Here is a 17,964-nt window from a genome sequence, read left to right on the forward strand (position 1 = left end):
ATTGGGCAAGCAGAGCGATCGCCGAGTCATCAAGAATTAAAACTTTTACAACAAAGGCAAATTCTACCTTGAAGGGAAAGGATATGGAACTTGGATACTTCCAAAAAGATGTACTCATTGAAAAACTAGCTAAGAAATTCTACGCGATTCAAGGTTATGTAGTCCCCGAATTATATCGAATGCAATCAGCTACACATCCAGCAGAAAGAGCGTGTGTGGCTATGGCTTTATTTGCTATTCAAGAATTTGAATCCATCGAAGATGAATGTTCAGATGAGGACGTGGAGGAAAACTCTTCAGAAACAGACAGTACAAAAAAAGTAATTACTTGGTTTTGTGAGTTTTGGAAGTTTGGCGACAGAGAACAAATCAAAGAAAGAGTACAAGGTTATATTATTAGCCTAAATTACCTAACTGAGGCTGAATCTGATAAGTTAGGCGAGTGGACTTGGGAAGATTTTTTGAGTTTTAAAAGAATCACTAAAAAGTATCCTATGCCGGAAGTAGCTGAAGCCCAAGTTGATTGGAAAAAAGTCGGAGCTTTTATTCATGAATTATTTGGGGTAAGTTTCCATGAAGACGAAGAATTAGAAAATGAGGAGGATTAAATATGAATAAAGAACAGTGGCTAACTCTTGGATAAACACTATTTGGACAAGACACAATGCAATGGAAGTTTAAGTGTCCATGTTGCGGTCACATTGCTTCTGTCCAAGATTACAAAAAAGCTGGCGCTCCATCTTCTGCCGTAGGATTTTCTTGTGTAGGACGCTGGATGCCAGTTCATAAAGAAGCCTTCGATGACAAAGATAAGCGTCATATTCCTTGTAATTATTCTGGGGGCGGATTGCTCAATATTAATCCGGTTATTGTTGATAACCGCAAAGTTTTTGAGTTTGGAGTTTAAAGATGAAAGCCATAGTCACAGTAGTTGAGAAAATTATATTTGAAGCCCACATTGATATCCCTGACGATTTAGCAAAATCGGGAATTAGACAGCACATTTTAGACTGCAACAACAGTGGCAAAATGCTAACTTAGATGAACATTTTTCACGTTGATTTTGAATCTATTAGCGCTCACATTGGTCAAAAAACACAAATCACTTGGCAGCCCGGAAAGTCTTGTGATAACCGTGCGAATTACTTCTGCAAACTGGGAAGATTTACTTTGACTCTGTTAACTGACACAGAGCAAAACTTGACTTGTACAGAAGCTTATTTGGGAAATTTTAAGCAATTTATTTACACATCGAAAAAAGAGATATCTAAAGAATTGGCAACATTCAAACTCCAAAATTTCTTAAGTGGATTAGCTGTTGAACTTCAGACTTTAAGCCACATTGAATTTAGTGAGGATTCGGTATGACTGCCACACAATTGCTGATACCACAACCACATACAAGTACATCTACAGCAGAAACTGTTGGTAGGCATCCACTGAACTTTTATGAATCTCGATCGTGGTTTACTACAGAACTACTACGTCATGTTAGATTATCTGGTGTGATTGGTGAGCCGTGTGTGGGGCATGGAGCGATCGCAACATTACTTCAAGCTTGGCCCGACACCGAAAGGATCTGGACTAATGATATAGATGCGAATAAGCCAGCAGATTATCACTACGACGCAACATTAGCCGAATCTTGGGCTAAGTTTCCCAATTGCGATTGGATTTGTACTAACCCACCATACTCGGAGTTTGCTGCACCAATTATCAAGAATGCCTACCAGAAAGCGCGTGTAGGTGTCGCTGCTTTTTTACTTACTAGCTTTCTCGAACCTTGCAATGACCGGGCTGATTTCTTACAGCAGCACCCGTTGTTACTTGTGATAATCATGCCCCGCTTCTGCTTTCGGAAAGACAAACGGGGCACTCGTTGGGCTACCGATAACATCACCATCTCGTGCTTTGTATGGGATAAACGTGCCACCACACAGCGCATTATTGTACGTCCTAAACCAGAAATTATTGGGTTTTACAAGAATCCAGAACAGGCTATTTCACAGGAACGCGCAGAAGAAATTGTTCGGGCGATCGCCGCTTAAGGAGTATGTATGAAACAAATGACACTTTTTGATGAACCTACAACAGTTTTACCTGTAAGTTATTATCCCGACTTTCTCACAAAGCAGGAAGCAAAAGAACTTTACCAGGATTGCCAAGAACTGCAATGGCAGCAAAACCAAATCAGGATGTTGGGTAAAACTATGCCCGTTCCGCGTCTGGAGTGTTGCCCCAGAAGGACATACTGTAATGCCAGATCGGGGCAATATATTTATATATACAGAGATTACTTCAAAGATTACTTCAGAGATTACACACAATGCGCCCCTAGCTTTGCCACCCGCGCCCCCCACCCAAGAGTGTGTGTGTGAAAAAGAAGAACTTGATTTAACAACGAAAGAAATTGAACTTGAAGAACCAACTCCAGAAAAACCAAGCTTAGAAAAACCAACTCCAGAAGAACCAACCCCAAAACTTTCCACTTCTCTACGAGACGCTACGCGAACGTTGTTAAAAAATTCTGAGTATAAGCAACAAACCGATAACCCCTCTTGTAGACCAACTATTGCGGTGGGGTCGTTCGATAAAAGCGAACAATATAACAAGCCTAATAAACCAAAATTCCAGTCGATTGAAGACTTGATTGACATGGTTTTAGTAGATCCAAGCATCATGGCAACTGATTCGTTGCCTGCTGTGTACAGGACAGAAATCAAAATGCGTAGTTGGCGCTTCCCCTGGCGTACTGCTACCAGGGACAAGATTTACCAAACCTGCGATCGCCGACTGGTAGAGTTGATAGCCAAACACAGGGCTAAGTGGAGTGAGAGTGAATCTTGGCAAGAGAAAATTCCCACAGTTCTCAAGTCAATTGGTAACTTAGAAAGCTCCAAAGCCGGACTAGAAGAATTACTGGGCTATTGGTCACAAATTTCTGAACCAGAAGCCACATCATCACCAACAAAACAATAAAAACCAGATGAAAAACAATCAATCGGCTATTTCGCTAACCGTTCTCTTGATTGGCATAAAGCCATATTCTGCGAATTACTTGACCTTGGAGATCGCCTTGGACGTGATCGGGCGATCGCCTCTTTCCGTACCCGCTATGACCAAGAAAATACAGGAGCTACTGATGGTTGGTTAAATTGGCTATCCCTCAATTATCCCGAAATATATGCCCATTTATATCACCAACAAGCCGCATAACGAGGAAATATGACAGAACAATTGAATTTTCAATCCACCACTGTAGACCGCTTACCCCCACAAAACATTGAGGCAGAAGAAGCTATACTCGGCGGTATTATGCTTGATCCAGAAGCAATCGCAAGGGTGTGCGATCGCTTAATCCCCGAAGCATTTTACATCTCCTCCCACAAAGACATTTACCAAGCTGCGCTGCGGCTCCATACACAAAGCAGACCTACAGATTTACTATCTGTAACCAGTTGGCTAACGAAGCACAAATACAACGTCAAAAACTTCGTCACAAGCAGTTTGAACAACTCAAAGAACTTCTTTTTTGGGCTGGTGCTTGGGTTGGCTCTGGTCGCTCTGGTACTTTATTTGTCCTGACAGCCATTGTCACCTTCGCTACTCTTGGGCTAATCGCAGGACTCAACTGGCCTACCATCATCGCTTGTAAAAGTGACTCTGAAGGATGTTATTTACTGCGATTTGATAAGAAAACCGTGATTCTTCCCCAACAATTCAAAAATATCCTTGCTGAGTACGAACGTAACAAGAACAAATCCAAACATCTTAAGAGGGAACAGGGAATAGGCAACAGGGAACAGGGGAATCCCCATAAATAAATTTAGGGGCTTTAAACCCTACATTCGGGGCTAATGTTTTCCTGTTAAGAGTTTCCTGTTAAGAGTTCCTGCCCCGAAGGGCATAGTAAATAATTAAGAAATGCTGATGTCTGAATTACAACAAACCAAACTTTGGGACGATTGGGATGATATTAATTTATCAACTTCTGAACGTCGCGTTGAACGCTTAGAAATTCTGTTGTGCCAAAAAGTACACAGAGGCGAAGATATCTCTCAATGTCTGCAAGTTTTAGAGTACTTGAAAAATCGCACGACTCACCAAAAGTTAGAGTCTGTTTTCTTTAGGCAAGTTCATTTTAAAATAACTTTCAACTACTGGCAAATAATTAGTCAGGCTATGTTAATTTTTTTAGTCGCTATTCCTTGCTGTTTTGCCATGTATAAAATAGCTACTTCATCAATATCTAGTAGTTCTTCGTCTGAATTATTTCAGGGCAAACAATTATCAAAAAACACCCCACCACACGGGAAAAAACATCATAAATAAATCTAGTCACAGTGCGGTATATTTATTGACTGCACTGCACTTACTGAGCAAAGTAAAAAGGCAGTTTATGAATATTTACTTCCATGCCTGTTGTAGGCAATCGCTTTTTTTCATATATTCAGATAAAATCACTGTACTTGATGGATAAAGCGGGGTTACGGCGTAATCTCACCTACTTTAATAGAAGGTGTTTTTATCAAAAGGCAAGCTATCTTCCGGCTCAAAGTTCCGCAAGTCCTGTTCCATTTGGCGGCGGCGTTGAGCGTATGTTCTGCTGTCTTCAATCCTTTCTTTCATCCGTTCTTCACCAAAGTTAATGCCTTGTTCTGCGTGTTCGGCAGATACAGCATCATAATTCTCGACTTCGTTTCTCTTACGCCACTCTTGGTGTTCCAAAGCACTTTCACTGATGCCAATTTTACGAGCGTATTCTACATATTCAGGTCTGAGAGAACCATCACGGTTAAATTCCTTTTTCTCTTGTTCAGTGAATAAATCGTAGGCTGTGTAGATTGTCCACGGCTCTGGGTCAGTCTCATCCAGGTGCTTCCATTCGTCGTATTCTTCCCCCCAAGGAATTAAAGATTTTGCCGAAGAATTAGAGCTACAAGCTGAAAAACTAGCCTCTATTCAAGATGACCCAAGAATAGTTGCTGCTGCCTATTGTGAAAAATATGAAAAACGCAAAGAATCATTGAACCAAAGTAAATTAAAAATAGGAGAACTTACTAGCCTTGAAGCAGATGTTAAAAACTTAGGGACAAATGATGACTTAGATGCAGATGAGGAATTAGATGACGAGAGTACTAAAGATGACTTGTTCATGTACAAGCTCATCAAAGCTGACTTGTTGGGTCATCAGCAGTTATTAGAAACGGAAAAAGTTAAACAGGAATTAAGTCGGTTTGTACAGAGCCAATGGCGAGATATCGCTCTGGGGAAAACGCTTACTTTTGACCGAGGGATGATTATTCCATCCAAGGAACTCAAAAATGGTGAAATTTGTGTTTCATGGGAAAAGAATGAAGAAAAAATTCTTAACTTCCGTTCTCCTTTTCTGAATTCTAACGGATTGTGTGTGTCTGCTAACAAGCACGTTGAAGATCGGCTCGACCCAGATGGTAAAGACCTCAAAGGTGTAATCGTAGTTAGTGACGAAGACCACAAGCGTATACAGCAAAGAATTGCACAGTTAGAAGCGCTCTTAATCGATGTTGATTTTATCGATCCAGCCGAAACCGAATCAGAACGCCAAGCACGAGATTTTGACGGTGACTGCATTGGTGTGGCAAGAGCTAGCCTATACCCTAATCTGACAGCCGAAGCCGAGTATAGAAACCAACCCCAAAACGCCTATTCCCCTACAGTTAAGCTCACAAAACAATCATTTTACGATCCTAAAACTGGAATCCAGCCGCCTTTTGAAAAAATCGCCATCCACATGAGCGATAGCATTAGTGTGGGAGTAATCAACAATCAAGTTACTGCACTAGAAGCGTTAGAATCGGAAATTGAGGTACTTAAAACTTACGGTACTTTTGAGCAGAAATCAAGTTATCTAGACCAAGTTTCTAATCATTACGAAGCCCTGTTTGAGCAAGAACAGCACGAAGAACCAAAGTTAATTAGAAAAGAATACAAGCCTTATATGCAAAGGTTTGTTGAACTTGCCCAAGCTCAAAGAACCCCTCAAAATTTGCATCAAACAATGGATGTTAACCGCCTGATGTATCGGAGTATGATTGAGGAGGGATGTTTTCAAAACCAAATAGCAGTGGATCTCTTTAAAAGTTCAAGAACTCCCGACATGAACGTAATTAAGGAGAATAAGCGTTATCTTCATAGAGATATTAACTATATTAAAGATAAGAAGTCGCGTTCAGTTTATTTAAACTATGGCATTACTCCCACTGGTTACTCCCCAGTAGAATTATTAATAAATCAAACTAATAAATATTTCCAACAATCACAGTTAGAATCGCGCCCCATCGTTCAGTTTAAAGACTTGTTCCACGGGGTAGAATTTACACCACAGCAGAGATTGAGTGCGATCGCTGCCAAGTACGAGTTTGACAAGTTATTTAACGCTGCGGTACGTATGGAGCGACTCAGGGAAACCGAGAAGGGGCCATCAGCAACCATTCAAACTCCACAAGGGACGCAACTCGAAATTGGCAATCTCACTCGTTACGCGCATCCTCTAATTTGGAAAGCCCAGACGTTGAACATTCGGCTAGACGAAATACCAGAGAAATGGCGAACTAAAGAACGCCCCCACAAATTACTAGCAGTCGCCCAGATTAATGGAGAAATCGATAAAGATGGGAAACCCGCATACCGTCATCTTGGGACAATTAGCCAGCAGTCAGTAACTGACCATAACCTCAAACCGGGGATAGTTACGCAGGGAGCTAAAGTCACAGAATTTAAACCAGAGCTTACTAAAAGCCAAATTAAATTACTCTTTGGCAAAGCAAATGAAACAGCTCTTGCATTTTACGCTTCGATCCCAGAATCAGACAGACTTGCATCCGCCGCCGCCGCTTGGAATATCTGTGCATCTCGCCAAGATGAACTCGAAGTTGCAAGAAAAGAAAACGCAAACCCCCAGGCGATCGCTAAAAAAATCTCTAATTTTGCCTTCGCTGCTTTCCCCAATGAGATTATCTCTCGCTTAGATAAATTGCAATTTACCGAACCGAAGTTAGTCACACTAAATAATGAAGCAAATCAATTTCTGGGCAGAAAATGGAACCCACTCGAATTGCACCCCATAGAAATCAGAGCCTCTCATCACCCACCGGGGCATGAACGCCATGTTTCCAGACTGTTGTTTGTACAAGATACTGACGGCGAATATAAGGAATTCGCCATGCTCGAACCCAGAACCGGAATGCTGCCTATTGGCGCAAAGGCACAAGCTAATTTTGTTGGCGTGGAACCCGCGACTGCTAAGTCCACTATTGGTTTACCTGGAAATGAACCCATTGAGATAACCATCCGCGAACTTAAAAACTTCTCTTATGCAGGACTTGTTTTTAACGACCAACCCGTAAATTTAGAGTTTGGCACTGTGCCGGTTCCTGACAAAACAGTAAAAATCAAACTTGATGGCAAAACTTTGGGTGAGTTAGACAGTGATTCGCTCCTTCAGTTGAAAGAAATTAATTATCTCAAAAATGGTAATCCTCTAAAGTTAAAACTTACTTCTATCTCCGAAACTGGTAGTCTTGCTTTTGTTCTGGGTGAATCTCCCAATGGGAACCTCCTGAAAATTAATAAGATTAACTTTTACGATTTTTCTGGTCAGACATTTAACGATCAAGATTACCGAAAACTGACTATCGAAACTTCAGCTTCTAAAACTAGAGATGCCGTATTTTTGAATGGTGAACCCTTGGGGGTATTGCACTTCAAAAAAGACAAAGACGCACTCAGACAGCTTGGACTGCTCAAAACTGGACAACTTACCCCAGCACCCGCAATCATTGAAAGTAATTTTTCTGTTATTTGCGCTCAAATTGACCCTAAGACCGTTGAATATCCCCAGAAATGGACGAAGGAATTTCTTATCTTTGGAACTCAATCAGTTAACCGCCAACAACAGCAGATGATTGATAGTAGTGAGCCAATTCTCCATCATATTAAAGAGCGTCCTACTTTCTTATTTTCTACAGAATCAAACAAAAAACTTGGAGTCATGGGTCTGGCTGTTGACAACCAGAAAGCTGAGACTGTGACTAAATGGTTGACTGCTCAAAATGTTGAATGTCAACAAGTACCAATAGAAGATGTTATCAGGGAAACTAAAAAAGGTTTAACGGTATTTCACTTGGTTGATAGCTCTATCCCTGCCAAAACTTTGTCGAGTATGACCAAGAAATTTGGGGCAATTATTGAATCGGATAGTGACTATCAACAAAGAGTTAATTCCCTCGCCACACGACCACAGTTTTTGAAACCTCCATCTCAATCAGCACAATCCCCACCTCAACAAAGCGCTCAATTCCACTCAAGCCAAGAGGTTCAAAATGTCGCCTTTCCTGTCATCAAAGGCAAACCGATTCCGATGAACTACCCATTAATGATGCATGGTGACACTAATCCAATACTAGTGGATACTTGCATTGATGCGATGAGAGGATATGGTCGAACTCACACCACCAGAGCTTATCAACCATACAAACAGTATGGGTTTAAGGAAGGCGATATTGCTCTGGCGACAGGTCTTGATAAGCAAATCGCCTTTCGAGTGGGTAAGCAGTATCAAATCACACCTGATATGATTGCTGACCCGGTTTATCAACAGCAATGGGCTGACATGGAAAAGCACTCATCCAAAGCATTACCAGAATTATTCACGGGCAAAGGGCAGGTCTGGGGACTACATCTTGAACCCTTGGGGGATTATGTGGAGGGTTTTATAGTTCCGTTTCCTGAACCACAAAACAGAGTCGTACCGAACCAAAAAGTCCAACCTCAATCAGTTACTATTGATGACTTGAGAAATTGGTACAATGCCGCCGAGAAGTTAGGGAAGCCGGAAAATTACAAAAAACGGATTGTGGAAGTCGCCAATGGGTTTAAAGCTGGTGAGCAATTATCAGCCGAAGCGTTGACAGTAATGAATAAAGATACATCAGAGTTTGAAGCCATCAGTCGGCTGACTCAAATTGCTCAAAGGATTGGCATGGTCTGGGGTAAGCCTAATGAAAATGGCACTCAATTTCTTGGAAAGATTTATGATATAACCTTTAATACCCAGCAGAGGGATTTAACTATTTTGCAGAAAAATGGAGAGGTAATTTTAAACTTGCAATCGGGTCAGGTGAAGACAAATAAACTAACTCCACTGATATTGCAAACTTTTGAGGACGCGAATAGTCAGATAGATAAAATTTTAGCGAAAAATAAAAGTCAAAAATTAGAAATACACAGATAAATTAACTGACTCGGCTAAATATCAAAATGATGAATATTTAAGAAAATATAAATCACAATAGAAAATATATGGTGGAATTAATGGAAAAGATTGATGTAGAACAAGGGCAACTGTGGTATGACAAAGGAATGGAGCATTCTCTTATCAGGAAACTTATCGGTAGTGATGGAATGCTTCAGAAATGCACTTTATTTCTATCCGAATTTTGCGGAAGTTCACAATACTATAGGAATAATTCAGTTTCAAATCGAAAAATATGAAGGTGTGATTCAACTTTTCGATAACGCATTAGCAATGAATCCTAACTTTGCTGAAGCTTATAATAATCGGGGACTAGCTCGATCAAAAATCTGTCATAAATCAGAATTACCCAAGGTGATTGAAGATTACACTAAAGCCATCGCCCTGAATCCAAATTTAGTCCAAGCTTATCTAAATCGCGCTGATACATATAAAAATCTAACTGATGACAATCCAGCAGCTATCTTAGATTACAATCAAGTAATTTTACTTGCTCCAAACTGTTTATCAGCTTATATAAATAGGGCGAATATTTGTTTTTTATGTGGGAAATTAGAAAGTTCACTCTCTGATTTAGAAAAGGCATTATCTTTGGATGTTGATTGTGCAGAAGCGTACTGTGGACGAGGGATAGTCAGATTTCATCTGGGTAATATCAAGGGCGCTAAGAAAGATTTGTTTAAAGCATTTGGTTTGTATGAGGCGCGAGGAAATATGATTTATTGTGCTTTTACTCGAAGTTTGATTATGGAGCTTTTTCGAGAGTATGAAGTTTACAAAGATTTGTTTGGAGTTGAAAGTGAGGCAGGAAAATCAAAAAAGTAGCCACTCGATAAAAGTGGCTACAAATTTCATCCTAGAATTTCAATCACAGCTTTCAATATTGATGCCGCTTTAGAGTTAGCTGGAATGAATACTCGCTTTTTCCACTGAATGATTTCGGTGAAACATCCAACAGCCACCAGAGAGTCAGCCAACGAGAGGGCATTCACTAGCTCAATCCGCCGCTCATTTGCAACCAATGAACAACGCAAAGTTACACCTCCGGGTAATTGCTCTGAATACCGCTCATTCAGTACCAGAGAAACTAATTCTTCTGGAGAAAGCAGCTTATTCTTCAAACCCAGTTGTTCAGCAACAGCACGAATATTCTCTGCACTGATTACACGACCGAGTACTTTCTCTCCATTACTTAATTGCAGTCGAAATACTCGACTGTTCTGAATCGGTAGAGTTTTCCAAATCGGTAGAAGTATTCCTGTTACCAAATGAATATAGTCAGTAGTGAACTGAGGCAGTTGGGAGACTTCAGTAGACCACGCCGCAACAAACGCCTCTGTTGAAACCTGCTTCCAGGTTGACGACTCCAACTTATCAACTGGGACACGAGTTTCTTTCTGTGGTCGCACCAGCAGAACCCTTGGTACTACTCCACCCTCAGAGTCGAAAATACTGTGAGTAGGAATAGATACTGCGGCTTGACCAGATTTCTCATTAACCATAAGCTGTCCCTGGTACTTGCTAGCTGAATCCACAGCTTCAAGAGCAGTTTGAATGTTGTTCTTTTGAACACGTTCAATTTTCAAGTAGTTGGTCACACTACCAGTAGCAGGATGAGTATAAACGGCTGACTGGCTTTCGATGGTAAACCGTTCAGCCCGAAGAGTTTCAACACCAAGTTCAAAGATACCTGCGGCGATCGCTGTTTCGATTTGCTGACTTAACAGCAACTCGAACCTCTCAAAAATGATATTCTGCATCCCAATCTTCAAAGCCAGCAGTCGATTGAGGAATTGCCGCAGTGGTGGCAAGTCTATCTTCATCCCACCTTCGTGAGAAGTCAGAGATAACCCCGTCATTTCCTCAAATTTTCCTAAAGGCACTTCGTAAAATCGACCTTGGAATATCTGCTTGAATAACTCATACAGTGCGTACTCTGCGTACTGCGATTCTAGGTTATCCTTGGTGTCGAATATTCCATTGCCCCCAGTTTGGCGTTGCCCACGAGTCAATGCACCCAAACTGTCCAGCCGTCTAGCAATAGTAGAGATAAAGCGGCGTTCACCTCTGACATTAGTAGTCACTGGTCTAAACACTGGTGCTGATGCTTGGTTGGTTCTGTGCGATCGCCCAAGCCCCTGAATTGCGTTATCTGCTCTCCAACCGGCTTCTAAAAGATAGTGCGATCGCCGTTTCCGGTTGACGGTGTTCAAATCTGCATGGTAGCTACGACCTGTGCCGCCAGCATCGCTAAAGATGAGAATTTGCTTATCTCCCTGCATAAAAGCGTCAGTTTCCGCAATATTAGCGCCAGAACCACGCGAATCAACGAACAAACGCCCAGCTTCGTCCTTCAACACCCGTTTGCTGCGTCCAGTCACTTCAGCCACTTGTTTATGTCCGAAATGCCACAGTAGTTGCTCTAATGCGCCGGGTATCGGGTCAAGGCTGGCTAACTTATCGACTAAGGCATCTCTCAAGGCTACAGCAACTTGTGAGATGATGGGCGAACCATCAGCGTCAAAGACTGGCTCGGAGCGTTCTTCCCCGTCTTCACCTGAATGTATCTCATGGAGATGAATCGGAAAAGCGCTCATCAAATAATCCATAAGATATTCCCGTGGGGTAAGGTCAAGATTTAAATCTTTCCACTCGGAAGTTGGAACCTCATTGAGCCGCCGCTTCAATAACTCTTCGTTAGTGGACACAACCTGAACGACAACGGCATTCCCTTGGGTTAAATCCTGCTCAATCGCCTTAATTAATTGAGGGCATTTTATTCCAGTCAGCAGATGATTGAAAAATCTCTGTTTGTGGGACTCGAACTGAGACATTGCGCTCATCTTTGCAGCACGGTTAAAAGTCTTAGAACCGGAGATATTGCAAGCTTCTAATGCTTTATGAAGGTTATTGTGGATAATTTGGAAAGCTTCTGAGTAACTGTCATAGATTCTTTCTTGGGTAGGAGTTAAGTCAATTTCCAATGTGTGATATTCGACACCTTCAAAACTGAGACTCCGCGCCAGATATAATCCCAACGCCTTCAAATCCCTAGCAACAACCTCCATTGCCGCAATGCCATCTACTTCAATGGATTCCACAAAATCTTCACGGGAGGTAAACGGAAAATCTCCAGTCTGCCAAAGCCCCAGACGATTTGCATAAGATAGGTTAGAAACCTTCGTCGCTCCAGTCGCAGAGACATAGACAACCCGTGCCTGCGGTAATGCGTTTTGCAACCGCAGCCCAACAATGCCTTGCTGGGATGCTGCAACCATACCGAGTTTACCCTCAATAGCCATTGCATTGCCCATACTGTGACACTCGTCAAAGGCGATCGCTCCTTCAAACTCAATGCCAGCCCACTCAATGATTTGTTTGAGTCGGCTTTTACCACCCTTCTGGGATCTTAAGGTAGAATATGTAGCAAAGAGAACACCTTGCGAAAAGGGGATTGAATCACCAAGTTTGATATTGCCGAGGTCAACGATGTCCTTCTCGCAACCACCCAAGGCGCACCAATCACGTCGGGCATCTTCTATCAGAGCAGAACTTTTGGAAATCCAGATGGCTTTCTTGCGTCCTTTACACCAGTTGTCTAAAATAATACCCGCACACTGTCGTCCTTTTCCAGCACCAGTCCCATCGCCAAGGAACCAGCCACGACGAAACCGGACAGCGTTCTCCTCGTTGTTCGCTGCAACTGTCACGTTGTCGAGTGAATCATCCACTAAGTAGGAACCGGACAAAAGTTCAAAGTGTGCCTGACCTGCGTAAATCACGCTTTCAAGTTGTGCTTCGGACAACAACCCTTGTGTAACGATATGTTGAGGAAGATATGGTTTGTATGTGGGAGCGGGAGGTGAAACGAGTGCCAGGGCTGAACTTTCGCACAACAGGGATGGATGGGGTAAAGCATCCTTGATTCTCAAGCGTTGTGGATGGTAAGTTTCGTAGAGGGCATCTTTCAACCCCTCTGAACCAGTCCACTCCACAAGCTCATAAGAAAGAACTACCACATCTGGAAGTTCTGAAACTGGTTCTGGTTGTGCGATTACAATCCGTTTTGAGAATGTAACAACTTTCTTGGTACGGGCTTGAACAGTCCCAGTAGAATGATGCCACGGCTCCCGCTGTGGAAGTTGCTCAATCAAATGAAGGATTTCGCCAAGTTCTAATGTCTGTTGTATGCAAGGAATGTCACTGGAGTCAGGCGGAACTTTGTCAATCACGGTAATCCGGGTATCCATCTGCGTCCCGTGCTTCGAGTACACTTTCCCGTTGACTCCCACTGATAGCACTACTTGCGCTGTTTCTTGTATCTTGGCAAACGTTTGCTGCCAGTCAGGGTTTTGCGGTGAAAACCAATTTGCAGTCAGCGTCACTAACCGCCCACCCTCCATCAACCTTTGTAATGCCGCATTGACGTGACGGGCTGTAGCTTCACTGTTGCGATTGCTTATATTTGGAGATGCCGAAAACGGGGGATTCATCAGCACCACAGAGGGCTTTGTCTGCCCTGCAAGATAATCATTGATCTGCTCGGCATTAAACTGGAATAAAGGGACACCTGGGAATAAGCGCCGCAGGATTTTTCTTCTGTCTTCTGCCAGTTCGTTCAGCATGAGGCTGGCATTTCTCACCTTGGCGAATTGTGCAAGTATCCCGGTTCCAGCAGATGGTTCAAGTACAAGATCGTTACTGCTGATTTGTCCCGCTAACGCTATCAAGTAAGCTAATGGCAATGGAGTTGAGAACTGTTGTAATTTTAGTTGCTCCTCGCTGCGGCGGGTGTGCGTGGGGCAAAGTGATTCTAGTTGTTGCAGTTCTAAGAGAGGATTTGACGATACCCCCTTGCGTCGAAGGTAGAGGATAAGTGCAACTTCCACGGCTTCGTAAGCATCTTTCCACTGCCAAGCATTTTCGGCTGCCGTACCCAGGAAATATCGATTCATCTGTGCCTGAATCGTCTTTGTTGCTAACGGACGATTATCAAGCAAAGATTTAACCAGTTTTTGACTAACGTTGACTACTGATTGTCCGTAGTCGATTACCGTTTGTAGGTCGAACAGAGAACCTTGCGTAGCGATTTGGTTCATCATATCTATGATATTTATTTTTCACTCTCAATCAGGCGTAGCCATTGCTCATTTCTTAGTTGAAAAGAACAGCATGGAATCTCAAAACTCTGGAGCATACTTGAGGGCTACCACCAAAGCACAGTGAGCCGCTTGCATTATTCTAATTTTTAAAGATTTGGGGTCAAAGCGATCGCCTGGGGGTGGGCGGTTATGCCATCGCAGATACCCGGCAACCGCTTCAGTGAATTCAAATTTTGATGAAGTAGTAAAGCAGCTAAAACTCTTTTGTTGAGGGTGAGTTCTAGCTGCTATTAACAAAATATTCAAGCCGCTTTACGCGATCTACCTGGCTTACGCTTCACCGTTGTCATCACATCAGTCTTTTTAGCTTTTGGTTTAATCAATTCAGGGCTGTTTGTTTTTCGAGAACGACTTTTAGACTTGGGTTGTGTTTGAATTTCTGTAACTGGCAGTAGGAGTTTCAATGTCGGCAATGAAAGTACAACTGGTTGAGTCTCGATAGAATTGTTGTAAGGCTCTAGTTCTAATGTCCAGGGGTCAGAAATTTCCTCAAACTGTGTAACGAAGGGTATTTTTTGAGGTTCGACTACTAGTTTTTCTGAGTTAGGTAGTGCTTCAAATTGAGGCGGTGTTACTATGGATTTTCTATTGGCACTTGATTGTGCAATTGCAATAGGTGGTAATGGCACAACGTAAAGTCCGTCTACGAAATCGAAAATCATCAGAGCAACAAAGCTCATTACTATAACTTCGATAGCTTGGGTGAGTGTAGATTGGATATCCATTGTATTTTTCCGAATTTTTTAATTGTTCACAAAAGTTCCGCGAAGCGCTAGAAGCCTCGTAATCAAGTACGATCCGAATCCCAGAAGTTTGAAATCAAAAAGGAATGTAAATTTCTTCTCCAAGCAAATTTATATCAAGACTCATGCTTGAATCTGCAAGCAATTTTTGGATGATTTTGTAGTTGATTAAATGCCAACAAGTATCACTCAAGGAATTGTTTAGCCATTCTTTTAGGTGATTTTGTAACTCGGAATCATTCGCAATCAACTCTTTTTCTGATGATGTCCACTCTCTCTGACTACCATCAGAAATAGCTTCAAAAATGGAGGAAAGTAAAGAGTTTGTTCATGAAAGCTGTTAAGGAGCAAGAATTTTCAATCTTTTTCTCGCGCAGCGCTAATAAGCAACTTGGTATTGCTGTTTTCTCGTCTTAAGAGTGAGAGCGATGGCGTAACCGCCATGAACCGATGGCGATTGCTGTGGTGAAGTGGGCAGTTACGACATCGCACAGAAATTTGTGTAAAATACAGAGCAACACACGGGTAAGACTTGAGCCAATGCAAGATTTAAGTCAGTGCAGCAATGGCATTTTATATCACAATGCTTCCAGTGCAGGAGTGGATATTGGAATTCCGCCTTGGTTATCTCGGTCGCTACTGGAGCTTGATAAGTGTTGCTGGCTTATTAATCGGGTTTTTGCTCTGTGCGCTGATATTTGTGCCACTGATCATTAATATGACACTAGATCCCTTCAAGTTCCCAGATCATTTGGTGATGAGTGCGTTCGCCTCTGTCATTTTTGGTGCAATACTCTGGCTAGGACAGTGGCTAATACTGCGACAGACTGAGATCACACCCAGAATTTTTGCGCTCATAAATACAGTAGTTGGAATTTTTGTCTTTTCTGTGCTGATATGGTTTAATCAAAAAAGTTTGCAGTAGAGTGGTGGCCCGATCCAAGGTTGGAAAACTGGACTCATCTTTCTAGTGGGTGGAACCTGTACTGGAGCCGCGACGGGTAAAGCTTTGGATTTTTACTGTTGGCGAGTCGAGCAGCGATTAATCAGAATTGAGAAAGAAAAGGTAGACCAAGAAACCCAAGAGTGAGAAAGGCTGAAGCGAGAAAAGTTTGAGAAGGCAAAGTTAGAGGGAGCAACGCGAAAAAGTGAGATCGGGGTTTAATTCTCAGTTACATAGCTAAATTCTCAATAAAAACAGCTATTTAGCTGCGATGCCTGCGGCAGGCTGCGCCTACGCACTATTAAACAGGCGATTTATACCCCTAATTTTTAGCACCTCACAAAATCGCGTTGCTCCCAAGTTAGAGCAAGAAGCAATAGAGGCAGAAATTGCGGAGAGAAAAAGGATACAGAGGGAAGCTGCTATTGAAGAAGAACGTTTATGGTACGAGCAACACGGGAAGGATTATACAGATTATGAGGAGGAAGATGAAGAGGATGAAGAGGACGAATGAAGTTTTTGACTATGAGTGAAGAAAATTTTAGCTACGAAGATTTCAAGAAAATGTCCGACCTATGGCTCGAAAAAAATAGACAGCAGCAAGCAAAAGATTCTTCTGAGTCAGCCAACTTGATTTTGGATAAGCAATACGAAGCACTCTTTGCTGAATATCAAAAATCGGTTACTCAAAAAGATTTACGCTTGCTCAAAGAGATTACACAACAATTGCAGCTTTTATTCATGCTGCGGCAACAGAATTCATGATGGAATGGCACGCTTGTTAAGGGCAAAGCCATGATATAGCTGTATGAGAGGGTGTGGGGTTGCAGGTATTGGGGTGTGGGGAATTAAGAAGATGTTAAACTCCTTGAGGCAAGTAAAATTTAAATATATTAAAACTACACCCTACACCCTGCCCTGACTAGGTTTCAGCTTTTCTTAGTGCCATTCGGACGAATGACAGATGTTGGTATAGGCTCAGATGGTTTGTTCGCAGTTGATCATCCACGGTGTCCCAAACTGATCGGTCAACATGCCTTCACCGCGATGACCAGAACGTTTGCGCGATCGCCATCTTCACCTTGCCGTTTTCTGCTAGAGCGTGAAAAAGCCGTTCTGCCTCAGCGATTTCAGGAACGCTAATTTGTACGTAGAAACCTTGCGGGGTTTCAAAGTATCCTGGTGGGCAGTCAGATCCCATCAGGAGGCGATCATCTAGTTCAAGGCAAGCGTGCATGATTTTGTCCTGCCATTCCGGTGAGACATTTTCTGCGGTAGGTGCTTCTTTGTGTGTCATCATCATAGTCATCTTGCCACCCAGACATTGTTCATAGAACTTGAACGCTGCCTCACAGTTGCCGTTGAACATCAGGTAAGAATTGAGTTGCATTGATTTCTCCTTTTGTAATCGATTCTGCGTTTTGATGAGCGGATCGTTCGCACATGAACATCATTTGCGCGGTTGCTTTTGTCTTTGAGCCAGCCGCATTGCTGTGCGGTTTCATCCCCACCGGCAGACAATTTTTGCCAGTAATCGTCCACGTCCGCCTGGGTATCGCAAAAGATTTGGAAGGAAATCGCCTCGTTAAATTTGAAGGTCGGACCACCGTTGAGTGCAGTGAACGGTTGACCATCAAGTTCAAAGCTGACAGTGATGACGGCTCCGGCTGGTTTTCCGTGAATTTCTTGTCCAGCGTCTCCATATCGACTGACGTGGACAATTTTGGAATTGCGAAAAATCGACGTATAAAACTGGGCGGCGGCTTCGGCTTGATCGTCAAACCATAAACAGGGAGTGATTTTGGAATTGTTTTGCATGAG

Annotated in this window: 17 protein-coding genes and 2 pseudogenes; 13 read left to right on the forward strand and 6 right to left on the reverse strand. The window is 42.5% G+C overall.

Translation table 11 applies throughout. The features are described 5' to 3' along the window. Nucleotides 1–83 precede the first annotated feature (83 nt). From V7K46_RS20490 to V7K46_RS20525, 8 genes and pseudogenes are all read left to right on the forward strand, one after another. Nucleotides 84–608, forward strand: coding sequence for a hypothetical protein (locus V7K46_RS20490; RefSeq protein WP_335116284.1), 525 nt, complete (start codon nucleotides 84–86; stop codon nucleotides 606–608). A gap of 50 nt (nucleotides 609–658) precedes the next feature. Then, nucleotides 659–907: pseudogene (locus tag V7K46_RS20495) on the forward strand (VVA0879 family protein); the annotation flags it as partial. A 2-nt stretch (nucleotides 908–909) separates the two neighbouring features. Further along, complete coding sequence (locus tag V7K46_RS20500) at nucleotides 910–1,041, forward strand: hypothetical protein (protein ID WP_335116286.1); 132 nt, start codon at nucleotides 910–912, stop codon at nucleotides 1,039–1,041. Continuing rightward, on the forward strand, nucleotides 1,042–1,368 hold the full coding sequence (locus V7K46_RS20505) for a hypothetical protein (protein ID WP_335116288.1): 327 nt from the start codon (nucleotides 1,042–1,044) through the stop codon (nucleotides 1,366–1,368). Beyond that, on the forward strand, nucleotides 1,365–2,048 hold the full coding sequence (locus tag V7K46_RS20510) for a hypothetical protein (protein WP_335116290.1): 684 nt from the start codon (nucleotides 1,365–1,367) through the stop codon (nucleotides 2,046–2,048). The genes V7K46_RS20505 and V7K46_RS20510 overlap by 4 nt, the downstream gene beginning before the upstream one ends. Before the next feature lie 208 nt (nucleotides 2,049–2,256). After that, complete coding sequence (locus tag V7K46_RS20515; RefSeq protein ID WP_335116292.1) at nucleotides 2,257–2,979, forward strand: hypothetical protein; 723 nt, start codon at nucleotides 2,257–2,259, stop codon at nucleotides 2,977–2,979. Nucleotides 2,980–3,225: 246 nt separating this feature from the next. Then, the gene (locus V7K46_RS20520; RefSeq protein WP_335116294.1) at nucleotides 3,226–3,585 is read left to right on the forward strand and encodes a DnaB-like helicase N-terminal domain-containing protein; all 360 of its coding nucleotides are present in this window, start codon (nucleotides 3,226–3,228) and stop codon (nucleotides 3,583–3,585) included. A gap of 345 nt (nucleotides 3,586–3,930) precedes the next feature. Then, nucleotides 3,931–4,332: a hypothetical protein gene (locus V7K46_RS20525; protein WP_335116296.1), complete on the forward strand. Its 402-nt coding sequence runs from the start codon at nucleotides 3,931–3,933 to the stop codon at nucleotides 4,330–4,332. A gap of 177 nt (nucleotides 4,333–4,509) precedes the next feature. On the opposite strand, the gene V7K46_RS20530 is transcribed toward V7K46_RS20525, so the two are convergent. Continuing rightward, nucleotides 4,510–4,728, reverse strand: coding sequence for a hypothetical protein (locus V7K46_RS20530; protein ID WP_335116298.1), 219 nt, complete (start codon nucleotides 4,726–4,728; stop codon nucleotides 4,510–4,512). Nucleotides 4,729–4,894: 166 nt separating this feature from the next. On the opposite strand from V7K46_RS20530, the pseudogene V7K46_RS20535 reads away from it, so the two are divergent. Together V7K46_RS20535 and V7K46_RS20540 are read left to right on the forward strand one after the other, a co-directional pair. Then, nucleotides 4,895–9,274: pseudogene (locus tag V7K46_RS20535) on the forward strand (hypothetical protein); the annotation flags it as partial. Between the two features lie 117 nt (nucleotides 9,275–9,391). Next, a complete protein-coding gene (locus tag V7K46_RS20540; protein ID WP_335116301.1) occupies nucleotides 9,392–10,120 on the forward strand; it encodes a tetratricopeptide repeat protein in 729 nt (242 codons plus the stop codon). A gap of 26 nt (nucleotides 10,121–10,146) precedes the next feature. Here V7K46_RS20540 and V7K46_RS20545 read toward each other — a convergent pair whose 3' ends face one another. The 3 genes from V7K46_RS20545 to V7K46_RS20555 form a co-directional block, all read right to left on the reverse strand. Further along, nucleotides 10,147–14,397, reverse strand: a complete 4,251-nt coding sequence (locus tag V7K46_RS20545) for a strawberry notch-like NTP hydrolase domain-containing protein (protein WP_335116303.1) — start codon at nucleotides 14,395–14,397, stop codon at nucleotides 10,147–10,149. Between the two features lie 78 nt (nucleotides 14,398–14,475). Next, nucleotides 14,476–14,703, reverse strand: coding sequence for a hypothetical protein (locus tag V7K46_RS20550; RefSeq protein ID WP_335116305.1), 228 nt, complete (start codon nucleotides 14,701–14,703; stop codon nucleotides 14,476–14,478). After that, complete coding sequence (locus V7K46_RS20555; protein ID WP_335116307.1) at nucleotides 14,700–15,182, reverse strand: hypothetical protein; 483 nt, start codon at nucleotides 15,180–15,182, stop codon at nucleotides 14,700–14,702. The genes V7K46_RS20550 and V7K46_RS20555 overlap by 4 nt, the downstream gene beginning before the upstream one ends. A 583-nt stretch (nucleotides 15,183–15,765) precedes the next feature. Here V7K46_RS20555 and V7K46_RS20560 point away from each other — a divergent pair. The 3 genes from V7K46_RS20560 to V7K46_RS20570 all read left to right on the forward strand — a co-directional run bounded on the left by V7K46_RS20560 (nucleotide 15,766) and on the right by V7K46_RS20570 (nucleotide 16,908). Beyond that, nucleotides 15,766–16,125 carry a hypothetical protein gene (locus tag V7K46_RS20560; RefSeq protein ID WP_335116309.1) on the forward strand — a complete coding sequence of 120 codons (360 nt, stop codon included), beginning with the start codon at nucleotides 15,766–15,768 and terminating at the stop codon, nucleotides 16,123–16,125. A gap of 289 nt (nucleotides 16,126–16,414) precedes the next feature. Further along, nucleotides 16,415–16,657 (forward strand): hypothetical protein, encoded by a 243-nt coding sequence (locus V7K46_RS20565; RefSeq protein WP_335116311.1) that lies wholly within the window; start codon nucleotides 16,415–16,417, stop codon nucleotides 16,655–16,657. Further along, a complete protein-coding gene (locus V7K46_RS20570; RefSeq protein ID WP_335116313.1) occupies nucleotides 16,654–16,908 on the forward strand; it encodes a hypothetical protein in 255 nt (84 codons plus the stop codon). Before V7K46_RS20565 ends, V7K46_RS20570 begins: the two co-directional genes overlap by 4 nt. 274 nt (nucleotides 16,909–17,182) lie before the next feature. Here V7K46_RS20570 and V7K46_RS20575 read toward each other — a convergent pair whose 3' ends face one another. Both V7K46_RS20575 and V7K46_RS20580 read right to left on the reverse strand, forming a co-directional pair. Further along, nucleotides 17,183–17,533, reverse strand: a complete 351-nt coding sequence (locus tag V7K46_RS20575; protein WP_335116315.1) for a VOC family protein — start codon at nucleotides 17,531–17,533, stop codon at nucleotides 17,183–17,185. Continuing rightward, nucleotides 17,512–17,961 carry a VOC family protein gene (locus V7K46_RS20580; protein WP_335116317.1) on the reverse strand — a complete coding sequence of 150 codons (450 nt, stop codon included), beginning with the start codon at nucleotides 17,959–17,961 and terminating at the stop codon, nucleotides 17,512–17,514. The genes V7K46_RS20575 and V7K46_RS20580 overlap by 22 nt, the downstream gene beginning before the upstream one ends. Nucleotides 17,962–17,964: the final 3 nt, after the last annotated feature.

It is taken from the genome of Nostoc sp. (assembly GCF_036917395.1).
Classification (GTDB): domain Bacteria; phylum Cyanobacteriota; class Cyanobacteriia; order Cyanobacteriales; family Nostocaceae; genus Nostoc.